Origin of the sequence: Deinococcus hopiensis KR-140 (assembly GCF_900176165.1) — a bacterium.
Taxonomy (GTDB): domain Bacteria; phylum Deinococcota; class Deinococci; order Deinococcales; family Deinococcaceae; genus Deinococcus; species Deinococcus hopiensis.
Genome location: NZ_FWWU01000001.1, coordinates 137,679 through 160,494 on the forward strand (window position 1 = coordinate 137,679; position 22,816 = coordinate 160,494).

The window sequence follows — 22,816 nt, forward strand, 5'->3', positions numbered from 1 at the left end:
CGAACTTACGCCGCGATGAATAGACCTCTTGCGAAAGTCATGATTGGCAGGCCTGGGTGCGGTTGCACAGCACCGCGATGAGCTGAACTCGAAGGGCAAAGCGACGCCGCCTATGTCGGTACACGCCCTTCAACACAGGGAAGATCTTCATGCGACGGATCACATGTAGGGTGCCCTGCCGGGTATGCGCCAGGACACGGTTCTCCTGGCGCTGCTCCGTGGATAGAGGCGACGCGAGCGTCGCCTTGTGGGTGGTGATGGCGTGCCTGTGGCTTCTCCACAAACCCTGATACCCCGCGTCTCCAATGAGCGCCGTTTGGTGAGGAAAACGGACGCCTGACTGACCCAACAGCTTCAGGTCATGAACCCTACCAGCGCTCGTGGTGGTGCTGAGGATGCGTTGTGTCACGGTGCAGATCAGCAACTGAAACTTCAGGGTGTGGCGCTTTTTCTTCCCGCTGTACCAAGCGTGCTGCTTTTTTTGGACCGTTCACAGGGCACTTCGGAGGCATCAACCGCGGGCGATGCTGTACACGGGCTGCGCCTCCTGAAGCACGCGTTTCTTGGGCATCTGGAACCGCGCACTTTCGATCAGCGCCGCTTCTACGCGTTCCACTGTGCGGTGCACGCCATGCTCATGCACGCCCCAGTCGTCACCCAAGTGCGCGAAGGTCCGGTACTCGCGCCAGAACTCCAGCGTGACTGAGCAGTTGTTCCGCCACGCTGAGCGCGGCGGGGCGGCCAGACTTCTTTTTCCGTCCTTCGCGTCGCCTCAGCACCTCTTCCGTCTCGGCAAAGGCCTCCGGGTAGACCCCGGTGCGTCGACGAAATGGCTTGCGATTCATCCTTAGCGTACGTGTCAGACGGTCTCGCTCCACGCTGCCACCTTAGCCCACGACTTTCGCAAGAGGTCTATTGATACCGGCTGAAGTTGCGGACGTTAGAATGGGTGGATGACGGACCGTTGGCTGCCCTCTCGCCTGACGCGAGCTCAACTTGAAGAACGTCGACTGCACTTCCTCAAGCTGCTCGAAACTGGGCAATACAGCAGCAAGGAACTCGCGGAGCTTCTGGGTGTCTCCATGAGTACTCTGCGCACCTGGAGGCACCTCCTGCGGCACCAGGGTCCAGGTGCACTGCAGGCCACCATCACCACGGGGAGAGTGCCAGCACTCTCCGGAGAGCAGCGAGAGACCCTGAAGCGACTGCTCAACGAAGGCGCACAGGTGCATGGCTTCCCCGACGCGAGCTGGACGACCCCGCGCGTCCGGGAGGTCATCGGTCGTCACTTCGACATCTGGCATCATCGCGACCACGTGCGGAGAATCCTGCACCAGTTGGGCTTCTCCCGCCAGAAGCCCGATCAACGCGCGCTGGAACAGAATCCCGAAGCGGTGGCCACCTGGATTCAGACCGTCCTGCCCGAGATCAAAAAAAAGTAACGGCGGGAGCGACCCTGGTCTTCCTGGATGAGGTGGGGTTCAGCCTGAAAGGCACGGTGAAGCACACCTGGGCGCTGCGCGGCCACACGCCCGTGGTGTATGGCAAAGCCAGCTGGGACAAGGTGTCGACTATCGGTGCACTCACCACTGCCGGCCAGTTCCTGCAACACACGCAACACGGCGCGTTCAAGAGTCCGGACGTGATTCGCTTCCTGCAGCACGTGTTGACGCACGTTCCAGGAGAGGTCGTGGTCGTCCTCGACAACGCCGGCATCCACAAATCGAAGGCCGTCACGGCCTTCGCGACAGGTGAAGCACGGCTGTCTCTGCAATATCTCCCGCCGTACGCTCCGGAACTCAATCCCATTGAACTGGTGTGGGCCTATGTCAAGCGCAACGTCCTGGGGAACTTCTGTGCACGGACACTGAAGGAATTGAAGGCGCGCCTCAAGGTTGGATGGGCGCGCGTCCGGTATGTCCGACTCCCTGCTCGCCTCCTCCACAGCTACCTTCCGTCCTAAACTTCAGCCGAGATCAATAATAGAGCCGAAGAAGTGGGAGGAGATTCGTCTCCTCCCACTTCCTAAACATTTGTCGTCTCTAAATTTTGCTGACGCCGAGGAGCCTTTGAGAAATGCTCTTGAGGACAAGGAACACAGAGACAAACAGCGAGAGCATATAGGGCACGGCCACGAGTGTGCTTTTCAAAAGGTACGAGGGGAAGTAAAGAAAGGCCCCAACGGTCATGCAGGTGCAGATGATGATGCAGGGGGGAAGAAGCTTGTTGAAGCGAACGAGGGCATAAGCGCCGTAAAGACCCGCGATGAGTGCAATCACGAACCAGACCAGAAGTACAGCCACCATGCCGTCATACCCGAGGGAGAGCGTCGGAATCGGCACCTTACATCTCCCCGCCGAGGCCCACGATCACCGTCATGGTGGTGTTGCTGCGGACCTTGGCGACCCGGCTGATGGACTGCGTGTTCTTGGGCATGGTGAACGTGCTGCCTACTCCACCCGCCAGGATTTGCCACAGGGGCGGCAGCGCGTCACTGCTGATGGTTGCGCCGTCTCCTACGGCAATCTTGGTTCCAGACTGTCCCTTGGCATTGAGAGCGGCCATCAGGGCTTCCTGAAGCGCACTCACGCCGTTCTGCGCGGCGTCAATCGCCAGTGTCGGGGCGACCGGCTCAATGGATGCCGCCACGCCTTGCGTCAGGTTTGCCCCCTCAACGCTGTAGGCCAGGGCGTCCACGGCGTAGACCTTGCCTTTCGCGTCGATGTAACGGCGGAACACCATATCCACGCGCGCCAGTTGCCCATTGATCGTCCCCACGCCGACGAACGACCCACCATCACGGGTCACGACCACCACAGGCACTGTGCCGCCCGTGAGGGTGTTGATCGCGGTGATGAGATGCCCAGGCACTTGCTGCAAGGGCTTAAAGGGACCAGTCTCCCCGATCTTCGAGGCCTCGGTGGTGGCCGTGCTGCCGAAGGGTGTTTCTGCCGGAAGGGTATTGCCCGCTGCCGCTGGAGGAGCAGGAATGGCGGACCCTCCTCCAAACTGACCAGAGGCTGCTGCGAGCATGGCCGTGTCCGGCGTGCCCGCGCTGGGTGTACTCGCCACAGGGGTTTGTGCAGGGGTTCCATTGTTCTCAGCGACGGGTGGAGTGGGTGGTTTCTCCCGCTCGTAGATCAGGCCGCTCGTGACGGGCCGATCTGGAGCGGACTGCTGTATGGGAACCGAAGAACCGAAGGCGGCTGTAGGTGTGGCCTGCTGGATGGGAATCGAGGAGCCGAAGGCCTGTCCCTCTCCCTGTTGATTTTTGGGTACGCTGCTGAAGGCGTTCACGGCCGTTGTCTTCGCTGCTTTCGGCTTGGCAACCGCGGCGGGCTTAGGGGTTGGTTTGGGAGGAGCTACCCGCGCAGGTGCAGGCGGCTGAACAGCACGGGCCATCTGAACAGGTTGCGCGGGCCGGGCTTGCGGCGCGGGGGTGCTGAACGCTGTCATGGTGGGCGCTGGAGCGGCCACAGGCTGGGGAGCGGGTGGGGTGACGGGAGCAGGAGGAGCTGGGGGCGTGACAGGTGCGGGCGGCGGGGGTGGAGGCGACCAGGCCGTAGGTTCAGGCTCCGGGGCGGGCGCGGACATGGGGATTGAGTTCCCGAACCGCTCACTGCTGGTCTGACGCACGGGTTCCCACACGTTCGGCTCGGGTGCCTGCCGTGGAGGAGAGGCCACAGGAGCCGGGCTGGAGGTGTCAGAGGCGCTGACGGGCGGCGCTGTGGGTTGTTCGGGCTTGGTGGCGAGGCGCTGCGCGAGGAGGCCTGCGTTTGCCGCTGCGCCGTTGCCTTTCTCAGCGGCTTTCTTCCCGAAGTCCTTGAGGGCCTCAGCGGGTGTGGCTTCTGTCTTGGAAGCAGGGGTGGGCGTGGCCCCTTCCGCTGCACCTTCCCGAGCTGACTGGATTGCGCCAGCACTCGCGGTCGGAATGTTCGCCAGGGGATCAGTCGCCTTTTTCGCGCCGGGCTTGCCTGTTGCTTCTCCGGCTGAAGCTTCTGCACTCACTTCACCGGGCTTCTTGATCTGGACTTTGGCCGCAGCTTGCTTCTCTTCTTCTTTGCTCCCCAGCGAGATATCCGTGTTCTTCAATTCAGGTTGAGCGAGGAAGTACATCAGTGGTCCGAGAATCAGGCCAAGGGTCAGCAGCCCATACATGGGGGCCTTTTTCTTGTCGAAGACGAAGACGCCGTTCTCTTCGCGCATGAGGGCGCTCTGTTTAATCCTGCGGTTCCGATCTCTGCGCCTGGAGCTGCGGCCTGAAGGAAGAGAGCCGTAATCCTTGAGTCGCCTGAGTGACCTGGATAGATCGGCAGCCAGCACGGGGTCAGCCACCTGGACCTGGGCGAGGAAGGAAGGGAACTCGCTGTCCTGTGGGTCGGGCACGTCTTCCGTCGAGAACCCTGCGGCGTTCAGGCGTCCTTCATATTTTGCAAGCACCCCCTCCCAGGTGCCTTGCCTCGCCCCCAGAGATGGCGTGGGAGCGCTAATTTCTCCAGGTGGCCCTCCCGGCTTACTGACTACATCTGTCATGCTGATTAGCCTACCATGCCAAATTTATCGTGCTAATGTTCTGGTCGTGACTATGAAAGTCACGTTCTTTTCTGGAGGTAGTGTATATGACGATGAGGATTGCGGCGGCGGGCGACACCCACTTCACACGACGTTTTCAGGGAGCCGTGCAGGAGCGGGTCGTCAATGTCGCCATCATGGTGGCGTGCCTGGCCCTGGCCTCCGCTGCTTTTGCTGAAGGCATTGACCTCAGCGGCATCACCAGCCTGGTCTGCAAATTCGCAGAGCAGCTCAAGGCCACCGAACTCCTCGGCGCAGCCGGTGTGGTCATCGTTCTGGTCTTCGGCTGGAACAAGCTGATGGGTGAAGGCAACGCCTTCCAGGGCCTCAAGAACGGTGCCATTGGGGCCATCGTCATTCTGTCGGCGGGCACCATTGCTACTGCCGTCTTCGGTGCTGGCGGCTGCTAATGACCTCCCCTCAAGAGAAAGCCAACAACCCCCTGCGCCATGCCTGCTGCATGACGACGGGGCGCGTTGGCTTCATCTCTTACCTCGATGCTTCAGACCTGATCGCCGTCGGCATGGCCTTCTATCTGGCCGGGCAGATTGGCAGCCGGATCACGACGCTTCCGCCCCTACGGATTGGCCTCCTGATTGTGACCGTCCTTCTCGCCTGGACCATCAATTTTGCCATCAAGAAAAGGCTCGCGCCTTATCCGAAGTTTCCCGAATACTGCTTTAACTGGTGGTTCAATGGGATTGACTACTACACCGCGGATGTGGACCCTGATCCGGTTCCACTGATCGTCACCAAAGACATGGTGATCGGCCACTCTATGCCAAAGATCGAGAAGACCGTGAAGCAAACGGTCCGGCAGAACGTGAGGAGACAACGTGTTCGGAAAACGGGGAAGCAAATCCAAGGCTAGCCCCAGCAATGGGAAGCTTCCTTTTTCTCAGGTGCTTCCCTACTGGGATATCCATAACAACATTATGGTTCTCAAAGACGGGCGGCTCATGTACGGGTTTTACTTTGAGCCGCCCACCCACATCCATTTTACGAGCGATAACCTACAAAAGCGGAACAGCCGCCTCAAGGCGGTATTTGATCTGGCCGTTCCTGATGGGGAAACGCTGACCACGTATACGAGTCTGCGGACCGCCCATGAGGGTGATGTCGCGGATACGCGGAGTCATGCGAACAGCTGCCCTGATCCCGTCATCAAAGAACTCACGCACGCTCGCGCGGCCCTGCTGGAGTCGAAGATTGCCCGTGGGGAAGTGTCGCACTGGCGGTTTTTCGCCACGGTGACGGTCACGCCTCCCCCCGAGGACCGCTTTAGCAAGGACGCGCCGCCCAGCAGCACCGAGCTGGACGCTGCCGTGAACAACGCCCTGGCACTCCAGGCGGCGACGGTGGCCCAGATGCGTGCTTCCGGCTTCCGGGCAGAAGCGATGACGGGGCAGGACGTGTTTACCGAGGCCTTCTTTTACCTCAACCCCAGTTGGCCCGAAGCGCCCGAGTTCGTTCCCCAGGGGGAGCGGGAGATTTACAGCATGAGGCGCGGCGTGCCCGACCAGCAGAGCTTGATTCGCCAGCTCACCACGGCAGCCGGGAACAACCTGCACTCCAAGCACTTCATCGTGGGTGACCGGTTCGTGGACGTGCTCAGCCTCAGCCGCCTGCCGGAGTACACGGAGACGGGCTACCTCAAAGAGATCACGGACGAGCTGCACGGCACCTATTACGTGGTGGTGCAGGCCACCCGTGAGAACGACTACGACGTGAGCAACGAGCTGGAGAAGAAGAAGAACGACCTGTGGACCCGCGTCAAATCCCCTGGCGTAATTCCCAACGGCAAGGCCGTCAACCTGCTCGATCAGATCGAGCTGGCCCAACGGCTCGAAGGTCTGGAAAGCCGGTTTGACGCGGCTGTATCGGTGGTCCTCGTCGCGCAGACGGCCCAGGAGTTGGAGACGATGAAGCGCAAGGCGCGCGGCAACATGACCCGCCTGCGTGGGGGAATGCCAATCACCTACGGTTTTCAGGCCAACGCGCAGTACCTCGCGCTGCTCCCCTTCGGCGGGGGCCGCAGCGGGTTCGAGTTCAAGCCCTACACCAACAACGTCATTGACCTCTTCCCTCCTGTCTCCCCCTGGAAAGGCTTCGAGGAAGGCGCGATCACCTACCAGAACCGTGACAAGTCCCTGATCCGCTTCGATCTGTTCACCAAGAACACCGTAACCGCGCATTTCTGTGTTTTCGCGCCCACCGGCTCCGGTAAGACGGTTCTCGTGCAGTCGCTGCTCAACGCTGAGCTGGCGAAGTACCCCGACGCTGCCGTGATCGTGACAGACGCCAAACAGGACTTCGGCTACTTCTTCCGCTCTATTCAGGACGCGGAGATCATCACCTTTGGATATGGGTCCGACACCCGCCTGAACGTGTTCGACCTGGAGGAAGGGGCCGACGCGCCCGACGGCGAGAAGCTGGCCTCCCTGATGACCTTCATTCGGATCTTCGTCGAGCCGCCGCGGGACCTGCGCGACAAGGGCTACGAGGACGTGGCGATCACCGAAGGCATCATGGCGATCTACGTTCAGTTCAAGAACGAGCAGCGCGCCCCCCAGATGAGCGACCTCTACCGGATGCTGACGGTGATTGAGAACTACACCGATAGCGGCAGGCAGATGGAGCCGCGCGTAATCGAGGCGGCGCGCAGTGTGGCTGTCCGCCTCCGCAAAGCCCTGGGAGCCAGCCCTGTTGCTCCTTTCGTGGATTGCCAGTCCAACAAGAAGCTCACCGCGAGGAGGATCTACCTGAGCCTGTACGGCATTCCCGAGGACGACGAGCTGATGAAGCGCATTAGCCAGCACATCATCAAAAACGTCGTGTGGACGACTGCCAAGAACTATCCCCGTGGTGTCAAGAAGTTCATTTTCTTTGATGAGTTCGAGAACCAGGTGCAGACCGACGATGAGCTGGATGCCGTAAAGCGGATGTTGCGCGTCTTCCGTTCATTCGGGGTGAGCTTTGGCATGGGCACGCAGTCCGCAACGGCCAGCCAATACTTTGGGGACCTCCGGGACAGCTTCTCGCACCTGTTCATCGGGCGGTACTCGAAGGACGTGGCGAAGGACGTGGTGCGGGTCCTGAGCCTCCCCGAAGTCATGGCGGAGCTGCTGCCCACTCTCAACAACGTGGTGGGCCAATACTCCGAATTTGCCCTGTTGGTGCAGCAGTCCGGTGAGCTGAACAGCAACGAGAAGATTGGGGACATCATTCAGGTGCAGGAAAGCAAGCTCGCCCTCTGGGTGTTCAACAGTGGCAACCAGGAGGTTGCCGAGAAAGACCGCTATGTGGCCGCCGCTAATGGCAACGTCATTGAGGGCGTCCGCAAGCTGGTCACAGACAAATTCGGGAGCCACATATGAGGAGACTGCATCTGAGACGGGGGCCAGCGGTGTTTGCCATCGTCGCGCTGACGTTCTCCCTGCAAGGCAAAGCCGAGGCCGCTGGAGCCGCCAACGGCTGGAACGAGCTGGGGGAAATCCTCAAGAAGGCCTGTAGCGTCGGCGGGTCCAACATGGGGATCGGCGGGATCAAGCTCAACAACAAGGATGTGGCCGCGAAGATGCAGTGGCTCTGTCAGCTTCAGAGCATCCACGGCTACATCAACCAGAACATCCTGAACGGTGACTGGGAAGGCTTCGCAGGGTCCGTAGCAGGGGATTACGTAGGTAAATTCCTGGGCTACGCGGGTGGCGGGAGTGGCGCACTGAACAACTTCACCGAGAACCTGAACAAGGCGCTTGAGGGCGGGTACGCCGACTTTAGAAAGATGCTCTACGGGTCCTTTGGCATGGCCTTCAACAGCCGCAAAAGCCTGCACGAGGGGGAAGACCCGAGTTCGGTCGGTGGCATGACCTACAACGCCATTAAGAGCAACCCTGTCCTCGCCGCAGCGGAGCAGATGGCCCGGATGCGCGACTCGATGGAAGCGACCGCAGGCCTGGAAAAGGCTTACGAGGCGAAGAAGGTGCAGGACGAAGCCTTGCAGGCCCTGGAGGTCAACACCGCCCAGGCCATGAACAATGCCACCGCCGTCATCGGCACCGGCATCAAGGAAGGCATCACAGATCGGTACATCAAGGATGCCCGCACAGCCCTCTCTACCCGCGAAGTGGCCGAGGTGCAGGTGCAGCTCGCGGGCGAAGCCATGCGCCAGGAAGCGACCATGAACGTGGCGCTGATGAACCAGCTCGGCGAGATGGTGCAGCAGCAGGTCATGACCAACATGCAGCTGATGAAGGAGAGCGGTGCCCGCACCGAGGCCCTGATGAGCCATGAGGCCGAACTCAACGCAGCGATTGCCAATGAAGCCCTGGAGAACAAGCTGCTGGCGAGTCAGTACGCGGGCGAGATCAAGGGGGCCTACGCGAACCTGTCGAGCGTCATCAAGGACCAGGAGGTCACCCTGACTCCTGTGGGTCAGTAGGAAGGAGGGAGCGATGAAACTCTTTGTTCTTCTGATCCTCCTGGCCTTCTCAGGTCAGGCGGGCGCGATTGACTGGGCTGCCAATATCGATTTGCTGGCAGGCAGCCCCGTGCAGTGGTTGGCGACCATGAACAAGTTGATGGCCGGTTCTGGCATCTACAGCGGTGTTTACGCTGCTGCTTCTGGAGTCGCCGTCGCAGGTTTTTTCATTCGTCTCTGGGCCGAACTGGGCAAAGGAAGCAATTCGGGCATGCGGGGAGTCATCGTGCAGGGCATCGGCGTAGCGATGATGCTCTCGGCCGTGGGCCCGATTAACGCAGCCCTCGCCAGCTCCTGGACCGCAACGTATAACGGCGCAAATGCGAAGTTCGCGGGTTCCTTGAATGACGTGGTGTACGACTCCGGCAAGGCCTTCGAGAACCTGCTGCACAACGTAGCGAACGCCTCTGCTGTAGCGACCGTGGGCGCTGGAGCCGCCGTGAAGGGCCTCGGGGGTGCCGTCACGAAGACCCAACTGGCGAAAAATGTTGGGTCCAATGCCATCCGTTCGATGGGGGCCAAAATATCGTCCGCCGCCATGTTCCTGAACGGCTTTGTGGTCTTCTATGCCGCCATCATCTCCATTAGCGGCTTCATCATTCTGGCGATTGGGTATGTGCTTCCTCTGGCGATTGCCCTAACAATGTGGGGGCAGATAACCCCCCTGTGGAGCTGTGTCGGTTCCGCGCTTGGATCGATCATGATTGCCGCGTTTATGCCCATCCTGGCGTATGCAGCCATTGACAAGGCATTTATTCAGCCTGCAAAGGTTGCTCAGCATTACACGGAGCAGATTGTTGACCAGTTGACCAGCGGGAACGGCCAAGCGTCCCAGATGTCGCAAACGGCGAGTGCCGAAATTAAGGCGGCACAGGCGGAATGTGCGGCGCGGCAAAAAGTGGACGTGATGGTGAACTGCCTTGACCCGGATAAATCGGGAATTGCAGAGAAAGTGTTCCGTGGCATCCTGGGCGGTTTGTCCTCTGGCGTCAATGTTCTGGTCAAAGTGTTCGCGGATGCGATGGCAGGAATTGCAGGCATCATCATTCAAATTGTCCTGTCCATCTTCTACTTCGCGGCAGCCATCGCTTTCATCCTTGGGGCTTCTCAGTTCCTGACGACCATCCTTGGCGGTGCCGCCCAGTACGCTGGAGCCACCATCAAAGGCAAGTAACCAAAGGAGAAGAGGGAAATGCCCAAAGACGACCCTAGTGGATCGGAGAGCCTGAAGGACTTCCTGGCGGATGGGATCAGAAAGGGGATGTTTGGTGAAGAAGCGAAGGCGGGTGGCAGATCGGCACCTTCCGAATCCATTCTTGGGGCGTTTTTCGAGGGCGTGTGTGAGGGAGTAGAGGAACTGAAGAAGCAGCCTTCCATAGAGAGCAGATCCTACGAAATCGTAGGCCAGATGTATGGCGCTGCGGAAGGAAGCTTGCCTCACTACATGCTCAGTCTTGAGGAGGCCGAGAGGAGGAAGAAGAAGTGGTGGCAGTGGTTCTGACGGCCCGCAGGCTCACCTTCTCTCTCCCCCTGTTGGTAGGAATGGCAGGCGCTCAGGCGAGCGGTGAGTATCAGAGCATGATTGATGCCATTCTGGAATCAAACCAGGGTCGGGTGCTTGTTTTCGCACCAACCATCTTTGATAAGACGCTCGCCAATGCCTTACGTCAGACCCGACAGGACTACATCAGAAAAACCAATCTTAGAGTCTTGACGGTGCCCTACTACAATTATCTTCCTGATAGCACGATCCTTTCCCTGGCCCTTTCAGGTGTCCCTGTTCACGAGGCGCAAATTCCTTCCAAGGAAGGTGTAGTGATCGTTGATGGTCAAGGGTGGATAGGAAGAGATTTAGGCAAATTTGAGATGAACAGCATCAGGAGAATGAATAGCCAGGAAATCAACAAACTGTTAGATTGGTTAAAGAAAAGTGTAAAATCCGCCCACTTTATTACCCAATACGAAGCCTTCACGCGATTGAAGCAGGTGCTGAAATGACGAATATGACCTTGGAAAACACGATGTTCGGGAAGATTGCCAAGCGTTCGGGCCTCAAGCTCAACGTCTACCATATCTTCCTGGCGATCCTGAACTTTGCTGCCCTTGCCCTTGCGTTCTGGGATGCCAAAGGGATAGCCGTTCTGTTCGTCACCGTTGCCTACTCTCTCAGTCTTCACCTGAAGTATTCGCAGCGTGAGGAGCAGCGCCTGACCAATGAGCTGCTGGAGGACATTCTCAACAAAGACACGCCCCTTCGGTAACGAGAATGGAATTCACCCGAGAAGCCGTCGAAGCGAGAATCCAGAAGGACTACCAGAAGCTGCTTGCAATACTTCCCGCCGATATTCGGGAGGTATTGCAAGGCGTCATTTCAGACACTGAAGAGGTCAAGCTCCGGTTTGGCCGTGAGATGAAGATCAAGCATCATGGCACCTGGCACAAGTACCCGCATCTGGTGATCGGTCAGAGCCACCTCACGGACTTCCGCTCCCGACTGGACCACATCCGTGACGACAACCGCACCGGCATTGACGGGACCGGCCACCGCATCAGCCGGATTCCCAGTGCCGACGGCAGGGGCACGGACGGCTTTAACATCCGCGTCGCCCGCTTCTACGTGGGTGTGGGCGAGGTCCTGCGCGCTCGCCTGCACGAGGACCCAACCATGCTCATCATGGGCCTGGCCGGCAAAGGGAAAAGCACCTTGCTCCGCGACGTGACCCGCATCATCGCGGAGAAGTACGACGCCAACGTGACCATCGTGGACACCTCAAACGAAGTGGCGGGCGACGGGCGCACACCCCACCCAGGAATTGGGGAAGCCGACCGCTACTTTGTGCCAGTGAAGGCCAAGCAGCACGAGGTGATGCTGGAGGCCATTGCCAACAACTCGGCGCACATCATCGTGATTGACGAGGTGCAGACCAAGCTGGAAGCAGACACCATCCGGCACCTTTCAGCGAAGGGTGAATTTGTTGCCACCACCCACGGGGACAGCATCACGGAGATCATTGAGAACGAGCTGCTGGCCGCCCTGTTTCACCCCACCCCCTGTTTAGGTGGGGCCTGATGGTGCGGGAGATCGGCGTGTACGACCTCTATGACCTGAAGCAAGCGGTGCATGCCGTGAAGGCGGAGCATATGCCGGAGCCGCTGGAGTCCTTTACGGCGAGGGTGGTGGAAGCGGCAAAACCTCCCATGCATGCCGCGAACATGGAACACAAAGTATTCAACGACCCTTTTGGTATGGCTGGAATGATGGCATTCCCCGCCAAGGTCACCTTGGAAGATCGCGGGATGGTGCGGGATCGGACGGACCTCGAGGAGGGGTATGGGGCAACAGGGCTGCCGGCAGGAGAGCCCAGGATACCCATTAGCTGGGACGTCATTGACACAAGCACGGGGAATTGAACCAATGGCATCACGTCGGAGACAGCCTGCGGAACCCTGTACACGACGAGGGCGCCCTGGTCCAGTCGGAGAGTAGAAGCCATCAGGGGCGCACGCGAGCGACTGGGCGGTGTGTCCATGCCGTACGTAGCGACGATTCTCCGCTTTTCCAGATCAATTCACCTTTTTCTGTGCGGGCCATCATGTCTCCACTGGGCAAGAGGAACTCAGTCCGGGCCTTCTCGAACGGCCATCGGCGGCTCTCACCGGCCCCTGCTGAGTGGGGTCCGATCCACTTCCCTTCACGAACTGAACCCGCTCTGAGCACTTCCGGGTTGTGCTCCACGCTTGCATCGGGAAGCATGCCTCCTATGCGTACAGGAATCTTTGCCGCCGTCACCATCGCCCTCGTTACGCAGGCCCCTGCCGCCTTCGCCTCCCAACTCAGCTGGGAAGCCATCCGGCAAGGTGACACGGGCCGCGAGGTCTACACCCTGCAGTACCTCCTCCGGGAAGCAGGCCTCACGGTCAGCATCGACGGAATCTTCGGGACAGACACCGATGCCCGCGTGCGCGACTTTCAGCGGGCCAAAGGGCTGACGGTGGACGGCGTGGTGGGGGGCAACACCTGGGAAGCCCTGATCAAGACCGTGCGTCAGGGCGACAACAACAACGCGGTGCGGGCAGTGCAGGACCAACTGCGGAGCGGTTACGGCTACGCCAGCGTGACTGTCGATGGAATTTTCGGCTCCGGGACAGATACCGCCGTGCGCGACTTCCAGACGAAGCGTGAACTGGGTGCCGACGGCATCGTGGGCCTGAACACCTGGCACGCCCTGGTGAACGGAAGTGGCACCGTGGGGACGGGCACTGGCGGCACCACCGCTACCCTGGCCTCGCAGATTCTGAGCAATGGCCGCATCACGCTGGGCACAAGCAGCGACACCACCGGGGGGAATCCCAAGCAGAACATGGTGGACACTTCGAACGGCCTGCCCGTCAAGCGGGGGTGCGCGACCAACGCGAACTGCGGGCTGACGACCACGCTGAAACGGTCGATGCTGGAGGGGATGCTGAAGGTCGCCAACACGGGGACGATCTACATCACGTCCATCGCGGGGGGGAAGCACTCGGCCAACTCGGACCATTACGCGGGGCTGGCCTTTGATATCGGGATCTGGAACGGCACCAGCCTGTCGAGTCCGAACAGTGCGCACACGGCGGCACGCAATGCGTGCATTGCGGCGGGGTCCGACCCCAGCCAGACGTTCGACGCGTATCACGACCCCACAGGTGGGCATAAGAACCACGTCCACTGCGCCTGGAACTGAGGGGAGGAAGGAGGGCGGAGGGCCTGTTGACCCTCCGCCCTCCCCATACGGTTCAGGGGAAAAGAGCGGGTACGGACGCGTCTGCTCTCGCTCACTCGCAGGCTACGCCATCTCCATCCTGGTCCAACCCATCCCAGTATCCCAGTTATCCCCTTGGTGACGGAGCCGCCCCCGCAGCCACGTAGCTGGGGTCGTACGTTTTTGAAGACGTAGGCTGACTGGGGTCGTTGCAACAAACTCCGGTGGCTTCCCTGGCACCGCTGGAGCGGCTGGGCGCATCTGTCCCGCTCCCTGCCCCTCTCCACCATGACGGTATACGGCCCCCACCGTCACGTATTTTTCTGATGTTCAGTCGGCTTGGTCAGCCGCTTCGAGGCGGACCTCCACGTCGAGCTTGGCGTATATGGCGGTGGTGACCAAAGCGTAGCCAAGCACAACGGGAAGCTGAGACATCAGCTCAAGGAGATTAGTGGTCTATTGGGGAAGTAAGTTGGGAGATAAGTTCCCCTCCGCACCGTAGAGAGTGAAGTCCCAACGCGAAGCCAAAAGGACCCCTTCAATTCAACTCCCGAAGTACCTCTCCATCGGACCATTAGCTGTACTTCGGGGAAATTCAGAGGAGTATGCATTTGCTGTTTGGCACCGCATTTATGGGCCCGTGCACTGTTGAAACCACTTCGTGCTGTGGGACAGAGAAGGGAAGGAGCGACCGCCCTTCAATCTGGCGGAGGAATGGGAGTACGGTCCCACTCGTGAAGCCCAGAGCCAGAGGTTCAATGCGGCACCGTTTGTGCCATAAATTCTCCGTGATGCACTGAGGTTCTATCTGTGAATTTTTGAACAGAAAGTTAACACAGTTAACCAAATGACGTCTAAAAGTCGTCGGTGCCACAAACTTCTCGACTTCTTGACGCCTATACCGGGCAAAAGTCATCTTTTCGAGCCTAAAGGCCTCTTGACTTTTCATAACCTTGCCCCTTACTCTCGGATTAGTTAAAAGAGTTTAACTAACATATTCTGCGGATGGACCCTGAGTAGTGCGTCGGTGGAGTCATAGCGGAGGACTTTTAAACAGATTCAACATGGCGGCCCAGCGACTTGCACCAGGCGATTGCGGTTCGGGTGTAGCGGTGGTGGAAGCCAGGGAGTTCCTCTCGGCCTGTAGCCCCAGTTGCTCTCGAAGCGTTGCATGCTCCATAGCACTCATGTTCCTATGGAAGCACAGCTCAAGTACGTAAATAGCAGAATTCATATGTCCGGGCAGTACGGTCCTCGTCCTCAGTCAGCCGCGCCGTCCCTTCTACTTCATACGCAGCCCATTCAGCGTCCCCCCATTCCCCCGCACAGTGCGCGGCAGGAGGTGCTTCATGATGACCTTGCTCTGGATGACCCTGCTCGTGGCAGCGTTCGTAAACGGACTCGCCGAACAGCTTCCCCGCCTCGCGTGGCTGCAGCCCAACACCCTGACGCTGCACTTGACCATGGTGTGCGCGCTCTTGCTACTTACCTTCGCGCAGGACTTGATGAATGCCGTGGACGGCTGGGTCATCTTGGGCCACGCGTACCGGATCGTAGAGGTAGGTGTGTGCTCCTGGTGTGTGCTTCCCGGCGTGCTCGCCCTCGTGATGGGATGGGTGGAGGAAGCGCGAGGGAACACGAAGCAGAACACTGTGCCGGTGACCGGCCAGGGGTGAACACACGTCCACGATTACGGTGGTGAGTTCTGGGAACCCCTCGAGGAATTCGTTTAAGGAGCAAATCTCCTTCCGCTGTTGGCTTCGTCCGGCTCAGCTTCAGTGTCCAAGGGCACAGGGGAGCAAAGCGTAGATGTTGCGGCATACATTCGCCGCATTGAGGCCAAACAAGATGCCTGGTGGCTCACTGGACATAGGTGAGCGGTCTCCCGAGCTCAAGGGTGTCGAGAGGAACTTCGACCAGGTCAGGTTTCTGTTCTCTCATCTTTCAGGGGTCTGAATGCCGACACCCGTGGCAAGTGAGTCACCAGTACAGCATTTTTCAAATTGGCGTCGTTGGCTATGAGCCGCCCTCTCCGGTACACCGTGCAGTTGAGCGCTGAGCAGGAACAATTCAAGGAGTTGCTGTATGACCAACGATCCAAAACTTGCCTCCCCTGATCTGTCTCTCAGTCTCCCTCCCTACGAAGCGCCCCGCTTGAGCGTCCTGGGAGCCTGGGAGGCCGTCACGCTCGCTCAAAGTGTCAGCCTCACCGGCCTCGGCCTTCCCAATCCCATTAAAAGCAGCGCGGGAACCTGGTAATGCACAGGCAAGGTTTAGCAACCATGGGGCTGTCACTGCTGCTCTCTGCCTGTACCCCTCCTCAAACCCCCGTGGCTCTGCCATACCCACCTTCCTCCACCACTCCGACAACTCCCCGCTCACTCGGCCGGGTCGAGGTGAGCTTTACGGGTCTTGGTACTCAGGTGTACGCCTCGAACGTCCGCAGTCTGGACAGCAACATAAACGGTCAAGCCCTCACTAAAGTGGCACAGGGACTGCAACTTAAGTTCAACAGCAAAGGCAGCTTCGATGTTGGCACTGCAGGAAGTGGGACGCGTTACCTCTACGCTACGTATAACGTGCGTAACGCTGGAATGGACGGCGTCCCCTCACCTGTCGCCCGCAGCAATCTCACCTTTGTGGCGGTGGACGCGAGCAGCCCGGAAACGATTAGCGGTACGGCTGTCCGCAACTTCAAACGCTTCGACGGGTCGGGTGCGGACGTTACCCTGGCTCCAAAACTTATTCCCACTGTGGGGATGACCCTGATCAACGGCATCCCAACGGTAAACGCCTCACAGGCAGACTTCCAGGCATTGACGACGGCCGAAGCGAGTGGAATCGGGCAGCCAGCAGGTGTACGGGATGTCTTCCAGTACGGCTTTGTGGTCCGCAACCGCACGGGCAGTGGCCGCACATTAAGCGCCAATCCAGGTGTGGATCAGTACGATGGCCTCGTCACGTTCGCGGTGAGGCTGCCTTTGCAAGCAAATCCCATCAACGACCCCTATAGCTTCTCGCTGGTCTTTGAAGTTGTCGAGGACTCAGCCAATCGTGTGACACGGGTGCCGGAGGAGACGGTCAGTCAAGCGCAAAGCCGCGCCACAGCCCTGGGCGCCAGTCTGGTGGACGGCACGACCATCTGCCGCGTTCGTGTGGCAGGGCCGGTGACGTCTCCCATCACCACCCTCTATGACCTGGGTGTCACGTCGACCGCCGCAGGAGGGGGAAACGGCTGCTACGACGCGGGCGTCGCCAGCCTGCGCGCACTCGCTACGTTCCCCATCGGCGTTGGCGTCGACGGCGGCTACGAAGCCCACAGCCTACCGAGCACGCCGGCGGAACAGAAGATCGTCGAAAAGCACTTCAGCCAGGTCACGCCGGGCAACATCATGAAGATGAGCTACCTGCACCCGAACCAGAACACCTATGACTTCGCGCAGGCGGACGAACTGGTGAACTACGCGGCAGCGCACGGCATCGGCGTGCATGCGCACACGCTGATCTGGCATTCGGACTACCAGGTGCCCGCGTTCATGAAGAGCTTCAGCGGCGACAAGGCGGCCTTCCTGGCGATGCTGGACGATCATGTGAAGAACATCGCGTCGCACTACGCCGGCCGCGTGCAGAGCTGGGACGTCGTCAACGAGGCGCTGAACGACGGCGGCGGCTACCGCCAGTCGCTGTTCTACCAGCACGCGGGCCCCGACTACATCGAACGTGCGTTCAGCGCGGCGCGTGCGGCCGATCCGGACGCGCTTCTCTACTACAACGACTACAACATGGAGTCCGATGCGAACAAGCTCGCTTCGCTGACCACGATGCTCGACGGCTTCAAGGCACGCGGCGTGCCCATCGACGGCGTGGGCTTCCAGATGCACGTGTCTATGGACTACCCATCGGTGAATCAGATCGAAGCGTCGCTGAAGCAGGTCGTAGACCGCGGCCTGAAGGTCAAGATCTCGGAACTCGACATCCCGATCAACAACCCGTACGGCAGCGCCTACCAGTCCGGCGACATCAAGACGGCGTACACACTGGACCTGGGTCTGGCGCAGAAGAAGCGCTATTGCGAGGTGGTGAAGGCCTACATGGATACCGTGCCCGCCAGCCAACGCGGCGGCCTTGTGGTGTGGGGCGTGAGCGATCCGAACAGCTGGTTGATTCCGTTTCTGTTCAATAACCGGCACGACGACTGGCCACTGATGTTCGACGGCAGGTACCACGACAAGCCGGCGCTACGCGGTGTGGCGGATGCGTTGACCGGGCAGGCTTGCACGACCAGCTGGTAATCGTCTTCTCCGTCACTGCCGGAGCGACGTCCCAGCGCGAGATCGGAATCCTGCCCTCGGCCTCGCGCAGCAGGCGCACCAGCACTGCTGGTCAGCGTCGCGTTGAAGCGGTGCCGCATATGCCTCTTAACGCACTGTCCAGGCTGTCCTTATGGCTACCGCTCCCTTTTCCAGCGGAGGTGGACGCCCGGGGCGTAAAGACTCTCCCAACAGTTCCCCGGTCCTCGGATCAAACCGTAACGCCTGCCCATTACTGTCACACTCCATACCCGGTCCCGCGCCGAGTGAGCAGCCCGACCCCTAGACGCGCAATACGCTCCTCAAACACTACCGCGTCCACCTGTTTCCCTTTCAAAGCCTGCATCAAGGGCACGGCCAATCGAACCTGATTCGCCGCCCGCTCCACCCGGGTCAGCACAGCCGGATCCAACTGCACACGCTTCCCGGTCACGGACCACAGCAAGGTCAGTGAGCCCTGCGCTCACTCCTGTAACGCTGGACGGGGTTCCTTCACCAAGGCCTCCAAGCGTTCCCACAACGGGGAGACCTGCAGCGCATTCGGGCCATTGAACAGCGCGAGGGGGTGGGCATCCTCCAAGAGCACCGTCCGCGTTGCCTCGCGAATCCGCTGCGCGTGCGCCGCCAGTTGCTCCAGCGACACCACGGGAGGCGGTCGTCGAGCACCCTTTGGGGCGGTTGCAGCACCAGCTCTTGACGAAGCACCGCAGGAGCGGCACGGTCAGAGTCAGAAGGCCGCGGTGCGGGTGAGCTTGGAACGCGTGTACAGCGGGTAGACGGGCACTCGGGTGGTCATCGGCTGGGTCTTTTCGAGAGGGACTTGATGTGTCGATCGTGGAAGCGCCCGTAGACAGCGAGAGAAGCAAGGGCGAAGTCCCCACCCCGATGACCACTGCAACCAAGGCGACGGGGAACAGGGCAGGGGAGAAGGTCTTCGAAGGCCCCGGTCAATCTGACGTGAGGTACGGCACACCCTTTGCCGACACGAGCCCTCCAAGCTCGCCGAACGGTTGAGGCCCGACCACAAACCTCTTTGTCATACCCCCGAGAGCATGCCTGCAAGATGCCAGGGAGCGCAACTGCTCACCCGCTTGGCTACTGAAGTCAAATAGGCACCCAAAGACGCTCAGGACAGTGGAAGTGGCCTTGTAGGGGTGTCGTGATCTCCTTCACCACAATCCCGCGAAGGTGCATTCCCTACTCGCGGTACAAAGTCTTTTTACGACTTCAGACCCAAGTTTGAACTTGGGAGCTGACTGCCTACAGCCTACGATGTTGGGCGAACCCATCTTGAATTTTGCCAGCCATAAGCTGGCACGGCGTGGTCTTGCGCTGCCAGGCCTCATACATAGCCCAACCTTCTTGTTATTCCCGGAGGTTTTATCTATTTCACCCAGTAAGGGTTCATTGTCACGGCTCGGTTACCCCGCCCCCATCTCAAGGAAGGTCGCCAGAAACCATGCTAAAACTTAACACTCCATTCATACTACTCCTCACCGCTACCCTTGCTTTAACAGCATGTAGCGCCTCACAACTCGACTCGAACGCGCCTACTACCGAGAACCACGGTGGAGTTCAAACAAGGTCTATTTCTAATACAGCATCCCCACTTACTACTGTAACTTCACAGGCTATAAACAATGGGTTAAACATTGATTTGTCGCGACCAGGACCAGCGATCAGCCGCCATCTGTGGGGCCAATTTTTTGAGGATATTAACCAGGCTGCTGACGGGGGCTTGTATGCAGAGTTGGTCAAAAACCGGGCATTCAATGAGAATTCCACTTCTATCCCCGGTTGGAGTACGCTCGCGCAGAATGCCACTGGGAGCGTCTCATTGGACGCTACACAACATGCTGGCGCCATGGCCAGGTCCTTGCGAATGGACGTCAGTAATGTCAATGCTGGCGGTTCGTTCGGTGTGGTCAATGGTGGCTATTTTGGGCTGAAAGTTGTGAATGGCACGACATACACTGCCACTGTCTGGGCAAAGTCCACGACCAACAGCACCCTTGAAGTGCGTCTTGAAGATAGCAGCGGGACAGTGCTGGGACGGGGAACTGTCAATGGTGTAAACGGCACTTGGCAGAAATTTACGTTGCCAATTACGGCCAGCAGTGGCAGTGGTACTGGGAACCGCGTTGTCGTAGCCGCTCAAAGCGCTGGCACAGTCTGGTTGCAGATGGTATCACTCTTCCCACCTACCTACAAAGGTCGCCCGAACGGCTTGCGCACCGATCTCGCTGAAAAAGTTGCCGCCTTGAAGCCGGGCCTCTTCCGTTTTCCTGGAGGCAATTTCATAGAAGCTGCCAACCGAGCTACTCACTGGGATTGGAAAAAAACTGTTGGGGACAACATCGACCGTCCAGGACACTTTAATTCTGCCTGGGGTTATTTCTCCAGTGATGGACTAGGAATTTATGAATATCTTCAATACGCTGAAGATATCGGGGCCGAGCCCGTATTAGGTATTTACGCAGGACTGCACCTTGACGGTGGAAACGACATCCTCACTGAATCGGAATTGGCACCTTACGTGCAGGATGCTTTAGATGCACTTGAGTATGCCAATGGGCCTACCACCTCGGTTTGGGGCGCGAAAAGGGCAGCAGCAGGTCACCCAGCTCCATTCAACTTAAAATATTTGGAGATTGGTAATGAAGACTGGTTGAACAACGGTGCTTCATCTTACGTCCAATACCGCTACCGTGTATTCCACGACGCTATTAAGGCGCGTTACCCGAATGTGAAATTGATCGCCACTGTCCGCGACAGCATGAACCGCACTCCAGATATTATTGATGATCATTACTACCTGCCCACGCAAACCATGTTGGACTTTTCACATAACTATGACAACTATCCTCGAACAAATACCAAAATATTTGTTGGAGAATACGCCTCGTTGGGCGGTACGGAACCGAACAGAAGCGCTAGTCTGGCCGGCGCTATTGGCGAAGCGGGATTCATGACAGGTCTGGAGCGCAACTCGGACGTAGTTTGGGGATCAGCTTATGCGCCTCTGTTTCAGCATTTGAATAACACGCAGTGGGAACCGGACATGATCCAGTTTAATGCTGAAACATCATACGTTTCACCTAACTATTACGTCCAGCAGATGTTTTCCAGTAATACTGGCACTGAAGTGGTTCCTGCTAGCTTTACCAGTGATGTGCAGAACGTTTTCCAGTCCAGTAGCTTAAATCGACAAACTGGAAAATTATTTGTGAAGGTCGTCAATAACAATACGGTGTCTAAAACGCTTACTCTGGACTTATCAAGTGCAGCTGCTGTTCAGGCATCTGGAAGCAGCATAGTTCTCTCCTCAACCAATCGTGCGGCAACTAACACCCTTAGTCAACCAAATGCCATCGCTCCAATTGCTGGTTCCTTTACGGCCAGCAAGACTTTTAATTACACCTTCCCGGCAAATTCGGTCACGGTACTTACTATGAATGTTACTCCAGGACAGATTAAACTTCCCCTGGGCGAGACCCATTCCCTTAAGGCCTTGACATCCAACCTTTCTGGTAACTGGTACGTTCGTCATCAAAATCAGATCGGGATCATCTCTGCCCTCGATAAAACCTCCAGTCTGCTGGACAAGAAGGAGGCTACGTTTAAACTGGTGGCAGGTCTCTCTGATGCCAACTGTGTATCCTTTGAGGCTTTCAATCACCCCGGCCAGTATTTGCGACACTTTAATTACCGTATTAGACTCGACGCTAACGACAACAGCCAGCTCTTCAAGGACGACGCCACTTTCTGTCCAGAAGGAGGTAAAATCGGAAGAGGTCTGTCATTCCGGGCTAAAAATCTTGATGGATACTATCTGAGACATTACGACTTCGCACTCTATATGGCGAAAAATGGTGGAGCCAGCAGCTGGGATACTCCTAATCTTTTTGAAGAGGATACCTCCTTTGACCTAACTGCCCCGCTGCACCGCAGTTTGGTAGATGTTCCTACGGGCTTGAGTTCTTTGAAGGCCGCTACTCCAGGACTCAGCAATTATTTTCTACGGCATCGGAACAACCTGGGCTGGGTAGAGTCGATTACGAATAGTAGTGCTCCGACAGACAGGCAAGATGCTACGTTCAAAGTGGTGCAAGGGCTAGCGGACAACAGTTGCGTGTCTTTTGAATCCAGAAACTTCCCAGGTCAATACCTACGACACTATGACTTTAGACTGCGCCTGGAGACTAGCAACAATTCTGCTACCTTCGATGATGATGCCACCTTCTGCGCTGTGCCTGGGCTCTCAGGAAACGGTCTTTCGTTTCAGTCATTCAATTTTCCTGCCTACTACCTGCGTCACTATAACACTGAAGCGTGGATCGCTGAAAAAGGCAACGGAGCTGCTGGGACCACTGCCCTATTTAACGAAGATGCCAGCTTTACTATAGAAGCTCCACTGGCTCCTTAAAATATAGTTAGATTCCGCAAGGATGGTAATAACTGGAACGTAATATAATCTAAGCAAAAGAGGCGGTAGGCAAGCCTTGAAGAGTTTTACAACTTAATCTTTGTGTGGCTGAAGTGGTGTAGTAGGTAGCTTGAGAATTGAGATGCCTACTACACCACTTCTTGATAGAGGAGAATTGTCTTAGGTTGGCTGTTTTATCCTGGGATTGTGAGCGTTGGAGTTCAAGCATTATTGTAAAGTTTGAGGTTGAACGTCTACCCTATAACGGCCCTCTTCCCCCCGCATTCTG

21 protein-coding genes are annotated in these 22,816 nt (G+C 58.2%); 16 read left to right on the top strand and 5 right to left on the bottom strand.

Features of this window, described 5'->3' with window-relative positions; all coding sequences use genetic code 11:
• Window positions 1–37 precede the first annotated feature (37 nt).
• Complete coding sequence (locus B9A95_RS00650) at window positions 38–424, bottom strand: transposase family protein (RefSeq protein WP_245808069.1); 387 nt, start codon at window positions 422–424, stop codon at window positions 38–40.
• A 229-nt stretch (window positions 425–653) separates the two neighbouring features.
• The gene (locus tag B9A95_RS34910) at window positions 654–845 is read right to left on the bottom strand and encodes a hypothetical protein (protein WP_245808070.1); all 192 of its coding nucleotides are present in this window, start codon (window positions 843–845) and stop codon (window positions 654–656) included.
• Between the two features lie 108 nt (window positions 846–953).
• Here B9A95_RS34910 and B9A95_RS34375 point away from each other — a divergent pair.
• A protein-coding gene (locus B9A95_RS34375; RefSeq protein ID WP_425429899.1) for an IS630 family transposase occupies window positions 954–1,963 on the top strand; the annotation gives its coding sequence in 2 pieces (ribosomal slippage) (window positions 954–1,428 and window positions 1,428–1,963; 1,011 coding nt in all).
• A gap of 79 nt (window positions 1,964–2,042) precedes the next feature.
• Here B9A95_RS34375 and B9A95_RS00665 read toward each other — a convergent pair.
• Window positions 2,043–2,342 carry a hypothetical protein gene (locus B9A95_RS00665; protein ID WP_084045044.1) on the bottom strand — a complete coding sequence of 100 codons (300 nt, stop codon included), beginning with the start codon at window positions 2,340–2,342 and terminating at the stop codon, window positions 2,043–2,045.
• A gap of 1 nt (window position 2,343) precedes the next feature.
• Window positions 2,344–4,206, bottom strand: coding sequence for a hypothetical protein (locus B9A95_RS33055; protein ID WP_084045045.1), 1,863 nt, complete (start codon window positions 4,204–4,206; stop codon window positions 2,344–2,346).
• A gap of 413 nt (window positions 4,207–4,619) precedes the next feature.
• On the opposite strand from B9A95_RS33055, the gene B9A95_RS00675 reads away from it, so the two are divergent.
• The 11 genes from B9A95_RS00675 (at window position 4,620) to B9A95_RS00725 (ending at window position 13,773) form a co-directional block, all read left to right on the top strand.
• Window positions 4,620–4,982: a hypothetical protein gene (locus B9A95_RS00675; RefSeq protein WP_084045046.1), complete on the top strand. Its 363-nt coding sequence runs from the start codon at window positions 4,620–4,622 to the stop codon at window positions 4,980–4,982.
• Window positions 4,982–5,443 (top strand): hypothetical protein, encoded by a 462-nt coding sequence (locus B9A95_RS00680; protein ID WP_084045047.1) that lies wholly within the window; start codon window positions 4,982–4,984, stop codon window positions 5,441–5,443. Before B9A95_RS00675 ends, B9A95_RS00680 begins: the two co-directional genes overlap by 1 nt.
• Window positions 5,444–5,507: 64 nt before the next feature.
• Complete coding sequence (locus B9A95_RS00685) at window positions 5,508–7,949, top strand: VirB4 family type IV secretion system protein (RefSeq protein WP_139806324.1); 2,442 nt, start codon at window positions 5,508–5,510, stop codon at window positions 7,947–7,949.
• Window positions 7,946–9,013: a hypothetical protein gene (locus B9A95_RS00690; RefSeq protein ID WP_139806325.1), complete on the top strand. Its 1,068-nt coding sequence runs from the start codon at window positions 7,946–7,948 to the stop codon at window positions 9,011–9,013. Before B9A95_RS00685 ends, B9A95_RS00690 begins: the two co-directional genes overlap by 4 nt.
• A 13-nt stretch (window positions 9,014–9,026) precedes the next feature.
• Window positions 9,027–10,226: a hypothetical protein gene (locus tag B9A95_RS00695; RefSeq protein WP_084045050.1), complete on the top strand. Its 1,200-nt coding sequence runs from the start codon at window positions 9,027–9,029 to the stop codon at window positions 10,224–10,226.
• 18 nt (window positions 10,227–10,244) lie between these two features.
• Complete coding sequence (locus B9A95_RS00700) at window positions 10,245–10,553, top strand: hypothetical protein (protein ID WP_084045051.1); 309 nt, start codon at window positions 10,245–10,247, stop codon at window positions 10,551–10,553.
• Complete coding sequence (locus B9A95_RS00705) at window positions 10,538–11,050, top strand: hypothetical protein (protein ID WP_139806326.1); 513 nt, start codon at window positions 10,538–10,540, stop codon at window positions 11,048–11,050. The genes B9A95_RS00700 and B9A95_RS00705 overlap by 16 nt, the downstream gene beginning before the upstream one ends.
• On the top strand, window positions 11,047–11,313 hold the full coding sequence (locus B9A95_RS00710) for a hypothetical protein (protein ID WP_084045053.1): 267 nt from the start codon (window positions 11,047–11,049) through the stop codon (window positions 11,311–11,313). Before B9A95_RS00705 ends, B9A95_RS00710 begins: the two co-directional genes overlap by 4 nt.
• Before the next feature lie 5 nt (window positions 11,314–11,318).
• Window positions 11,319–12,122, top strand: a complete 804-nt coding sequence (locus tag B9A95_RS00715; protein WP_084045054.1) for an ATP-binding protein — start codon at window positions 11,319–11,321, stop codon at window positions 12,120–12,122.
• Window positions 12,122–12,463, top strand: a complete 342-nt coding sequence (locus B9A95_RS00720) for a hypothetical protein (RefSeq protein ID WP_084045055.1) — start codon at window positions 12,122–12,124, stop codon at window positions 12,461–12,463. Before B9A95_RS00715 ends, B9A95_RS00720 begins: the two co-directional genes overlap by 1 nt.
• Before the next feature lie 350 nt (window positions 12,464–12,813).
• Window positions 12,814–13,773 carry a peptidoglycan-binding domain-containing protein gene (locus B9A95_RS00725; protein ID WP_245808071.1) on the top strand — a complete coding sequence of 320 codons (960 nt, stop codon included), beginning with the start codon at window positions 12,814–12,816 and terminating at the stop codon, window positions 13,771–13,773.
• Window positions 13,774–13,864: 91 nt separating this feature from the next.
• Here B9A95_RS00725 and B9A95_RS36645 read toward each other — a convergent pair whose 3' ends face one another.
• Window positions 13,865–13,918 (bottom strand): excalibur calcium-binding domain-containing protein, encoded by a 54-nt coding sequence (locus tag B9A95_RS36645; RefSeq protein ID WP_139806331.1) that lies wholly within the window; start codon window positions 13,916–13,918, stop codon window positions 13,865–13,867.
• Between the two features lie 1,222 nt (window positions 13,919–15,140).
• On the opposite strand from B9A95_RS36645, the gene B9A95_RS00730 reads away from it, so the two are divergent.
• From B9A95_RS00730 to B9A95_RS00750, 4 genes are all read left to right on the top strand, one after another.
• Complete coding sequence (locus B9A95_RS00730; RefSeq protein WP_084045057.1) at window positions 15,141–15,467, top strand: hypothetical protein; 327 nt, start codon at window positions 15,141–15,143, stop codon at window positions 15,465–15,467.
• 409 nt (window positions 15,468–15,876) lie between these two features.
• Window positions 15,877–16,050, top strand: coding sequence for a hypothetical protein (locus tag B9A95_RS33060; RefSeq protein ID WP_170928345.1), 174 nt, complete (start codon window positions 15,877–15,879; stop codon window positions 16,048–16,050).
• A gap of 320 nt (window positions 16,051–16,370) precedes the next feature.
• Window positions 16,371–18,083 (top strand): endo-1,4-beta-xylanase, encoded by a 1,713-nt coding sequence (locus B9A95_RS00735; RefSeq protein ID WP_212648210.1) that lies wholly within the window; start codon window positions 16,371–16,373, stop codon window positions 18,081–18,083.
• Between the two features lie 1,675 nt (window positions 18,084–19,758).
• Window positions 19,759–22,527, top strand: coding sequence for an AbfB domain-containing protein (locus B9A95_RS00750; protein WP_170928346.1), 2,769 nt, complete (start codon window positions 19,759–19,761; stop codon window positions 22,525–22,527).
• Window positions 22,528–22,816 lie beyond the last annotated feature (289 nt).

Bases quoted from the DNA above. Each gene is read 5' to 3' on its own strand.
- B9A95_RS00690 (WP_139806325.1), top strand. From the start codon at position 7,946: ATGAGGAGACTGCATCTGAGACGGGGGCCAGCGGTGTTTGCCATCGTC.
- B9A95_RS00710 (WP_084045053.1), top strand. From the start codon at position 11,047: ATGACGAATATGACCTTGGAAAACACGATGTTCGGGAAGATTGCCAAG.
- B9A95_RS00730 (WP_084045057.1), top strand. From the start codon at position 15,141: ATGATGACCTTGCTCTGGATGACCCTGCTCGTGGCAGCGTTCGTAAAC.
- B9A95_RS34910 (WP_245808070.1), bottom strand. From the start codon at position 845: ATGAATCGCAAGCCATTTCGTCGACGCACCGGGGTCTACCCGGAGGCC.
- B9A95_RS00695 (WP_084045050.1), top strand. From the start codon at position 9,027: ATGAAACTCTTTGTTCTTCTGATCCTCCTGGCCTTCTCAGGTCAGGCG.
- B9A95_RS33055 (WP_084045045.1), bottom strand. From the start codon at position 4,206: ATGCGCGAAGAGAACGGCGTCTTCGTCTTCGACAAGAAAAAGGCCCCC.
- B9A95_RS00675 (WP_084045046.1), top strand. From the start codon at position 4,620: ATGACGATGAGGATTGCGGCGGCGGGCGACACCCACTTCACACGACGT.
- B9A95_RS00715 (WP_084045054.1), top strand. From the start codon at position 11,319: ATGGAATTCACCCGAGAAGCCGTCGAAGCGAGAATCCAGAAGGACTAC.
- B9A95_RS00700 (WP_084045051.1), top strand. From the start codon at position 10,245: ATGCCCAAAGACGACCCTAGTGGATCGGAGAGCCTGAAGGACTTCCTG.
- B9A95_RS00720 (WP_084045055.1), top strand. From the start codon at position 12,122: ATGGTGCGGGAGATCGGCGTGTACGACCTCTATGACCTGAAGCAAGCG.
- B9A95_RS00680 (WP_084045047.1), top strand. From the start codon at position 4,982: ATGACCTCCCCTCAAGAGAAAGCCAACAACCCCCTGCGCCATGCCTGC.
- B9A95_RS00725 (WP_245808071.1), top strand. From the start codon at position 12,814: ATGCGTACAGGAATCTTTGCCGCCGTCACCATCGCCCTCGTTACGCAG.
- B9A95_RS33060 (WP_170928345.1), top strand. From the start codon at position 15,877: ATGACCAACGATCCAAAACTTGCCTCCCCTGATCTGTCTCTCAGTCTC.
- B9A95_RS00685 (WP_139806324.1), top strand. From the start codon at position 5,508: ATGGTTCTCAAAGACGGGCGGCTCATGTACGGGTTTTACTTTGAGCCG.